Source organism: Albidovulum sp. (genome assembly GCF_049646345.1).
Taxonomy (GTDB): Bacteria; Pseudomonadota; Alphaproteobacteria; order Rhodobacterales; family Rhodobacteraceae; genus Albidovulum.
This window is the reverse complement of the sequence record NZ_JBARVQ010000092.1, coordinates 1-2,550: the sequence shown is the minus strand read 5'-3', so window position 1 is coordinate 2,550 and position 2,550 is coordinate 1. Positions and strand designations below refer to the sequence as shown.

At 64.1% G+C, this 2,550-nt stretch carries 3 protein-coding genes; 1 reads left to right on the top strand and 2 read right to left on the bottom strand.

Annotated elements, in window-relative coordinates:
* Window positions 1–60 precede the first annotated feature (60 nt).
* Window positions 61–618: a PqiC family protein gene (locus WBB85_RS02310; RefSeq protein ID WP_432637008.1), complete on the top strand. Its 558-nt coding sequence runs from the start codon at window positions 61–63 to the stop codon at window positions 616–618.
* Between the two features lie 143 nt (window positions 619–761).
* Here the strand turns inward: WBB85_RS02310 and WBB85_RS02305 are convergent, their stop codons facing one another.
* Both WBB85_RS02305 and WBB85_RS02300 read right to left on the bottom strand, forming a co-directional pair.
* Window positions 762–1,829 (bottom strand): GGDEF domain-containing protein, encoded by a 1,068-nt coding sequence (locus tag WBB85_RS02305; protein ID WP_432637007.1) that lies wholly within the window; start codon window positions 1,827–1,829, stop codon window positions 762–764.
* Window positions 1,829–2,410: a heme NO-binding domain-containing protein gene (locus WBB85_RS02300; RefSeq protein WP_432637006.1), complete on the bottom strand. Its 582-nt coding sequence runs from the start codon at window positions 2,408–2,410 to the stop codon at window positions 1,829–1,831. Before WBB85_RS02300 ends, WBB85_RS02305 begins: the two co-directional genes overlap by 1 nt.
* Window positions 2,411–2,550 lie beyond the last annotated feature (140 nt).

The following is a 2,550-nucleotide window of genomic DNA, read 5'->3' as shown; positions in this document are numbered from 1 at the left end:
GCCAACTGGCCCGTGCAATCGAACGAAACCCGAATTCACTTCTGATGGGACGGTGAAGCGATGCGATATTCCGGACTTTTCCTGATCCTGCTTGCCGCCGGCTGCGGTTCCGGCAACGAGGCGCGGTTTCTGATCGATCCGCCCGCCGCGACGGCCGAGGTGCCTGTACGCGTCGCCACGATCGAACTGCGCGAAGTATCCCTGCCCGCATACGCCGCTGCGGTGGAGATCGCGCAACAGGAAGAAACCGGTGCCCTGCGCAATCTGCCTGAGACGCTCTGGGCCGATGATCCGGTGCGGGGCGTCACGATCGCTTTGGCCCGCGCGCTCGATCAGGCAACCACTGCGACCGCCGCCGCTGAACCCTGGCCGCTCGACGAACCGGCGCAGGCCCGGGTCGAGGTGCGGGTGGAACGCATGTTCGCAGGAACGGATGGCCAGTTCCGCTTCGCCGGGCAATATGCCATCGCCTCGCCAGACGGCGTCATCCGGGAACGTGTGCAGCGTTTCGACATCGCCATTCCCATTGCTGCTGAAGGCGCTGCGGGTATTGCCGAAGCAAGTGGGAATGCGATCAGCAGGCTTGCCTTGGACATCGCCTCGGACCTGCGGCGCTAACGCCTCTCACGTCAAACCTGAATCACCGGTGCTACGCGGCATGCTCCCGCCTGCTTTAGCCGGGCCCAGTTTTCGGACGCCCGTATTGACACTGTGACGTTGAACGCCAAGGCACCGCGACGCCGAAGCCCCGTGCCAAGCGGTCACCGCACCACACCTCTGGTCTCGCGATCCTCCGCTCCGGTGTCATGCTCCGCCACGTCCAGCCCGGCCTCATAGATCGTGCATTGCGCCCGACCCTGCCGCTTGGAGGCATAGAGCGCGACATCGGCATCGCTCAGCATCCGGTCCGCATCCGGCTGATCGTAGAACTGGGACAACGTGGCGCCGATACTGCCTGAAATCCGGCAAGGTTGGCCTTCGAACATCACCGGCTGTTCCAGGCCCCGGATGATCCTGGCCGCGATCCGCCCGACGGTCAGCGGATCAATCGGTCCCGGCAGGATCAGGACGAACTCATCGCCCCCCACGCGGGCAATAACGTCATGTCTGCGGGTTTCAGCCTTCAGCTTCTTCGCAACCTCGGTCAGCACCAGATCGCCCGCCGCATGGCCAAGCGTGTCGTTGACGGTCTTGAAATAGTCGAGGTCGATCTGCATCAGCGCAAATCCGTTACTGCCCCTCGCAACACCGTCGACAGCGCGCTGAAGCTCCATATCGAGCGCGCGCCGGTTCGACAGGCCGGTCAGCGCGTCGGTAAGGGCCTGCGCTTCGGCCGCCTGCTGTGCTCTCTGCAACCTGCGGTTCAGCGCCCCCAGCTCCTCCATCACCGCAGCCTTGACCTCGGTAAGATAGAGCAATTCCACCGTCAGATCGGTCGCGGCGAAATCGGCGTTGGTCAGCGCATGTTCGCGCACAGCCTCGGCGACGGCGATACCGAACGAGAGGTTGACCAGAATCCCCTGCCCGTCCTCCACTGGCACGACCAGTCCCCTCAGCGCAGTACGCGGTGCCTCGCGCAAGGCCAGATGCAGGCGTTGGCCACACAGCCGGATGACTTCTTCCATCGATTGCACCTGATGGGGCTTGCGAACCTCGAACACTTCGAGAAACCGCATCCCCGCAAGGAGCCGTCCTTCGCACAGCTTGGCCATGGTTGGCCCGACAGCGCGGATATGCCCGCTGGGCGCAACCCAGATATACATCGGCATCAGCCGCCCAAGCTCGGCGACCGGCAAAGCGGCGATATCGGAATGCGGATTGCCGTCCATCAGATATGCTCCGGCCGGGCCAGATCGAACCGTCGGCCCGATGCGAACTGCGCTTCAAGAAGCTCGATGCTGACCGTGTCCGGATCAGCATCCGAACCGCCCGCCTCGATCAGGACGAGCGCCCCGTAATCGTCGGCCATCGCCCTCAGCACACCGGCAAGAACCGCGGTAAAGCCCGCATGCGGCGCCCGGCAGACCAGCGTGAATCGCCCCGGCCCGGCCGGGACCAGCCGCAGATCCGGCATGTCCAGTTCCGGCACGGCAAGCCGCACCCGGTCGGGCAGTTCATCGAGCGATTGCAGAAAATCGACATAGTCGACACCGCCAAAACGCAAAAGGCGCCGGAGCGGTTCCAAGCCCGCAAGATAGATGCCGACATCTTCGAACAACGCATCGCGCGGCTTGGAAAGCCGCCCTGCGGCGGCATCGACGACCGCATCGGTCAAACGGTCCTCATAACTCAGAAGCGCCTCAAACCCCTGCGCGTCCAGACCGGCCTCCGCCGCAACAGCGGTCCAGACATCCCCGCCATAGGTATCGCGCAGAAAGCACTGAATTGAGCGATTCACCAGCCCGTGCATGCCTAGCCTTTCCCTTATCCGGGGTCAGGCTAAGCGCAGGCCGGTTAAGAAATGGCGAAAGCCGCAAGGCACGGTGCCGATCCGAGCCGTCTTCGCCATGCGAAGACGGCGAGACATGTCGCGTGCGCGGGGCGGCCCGC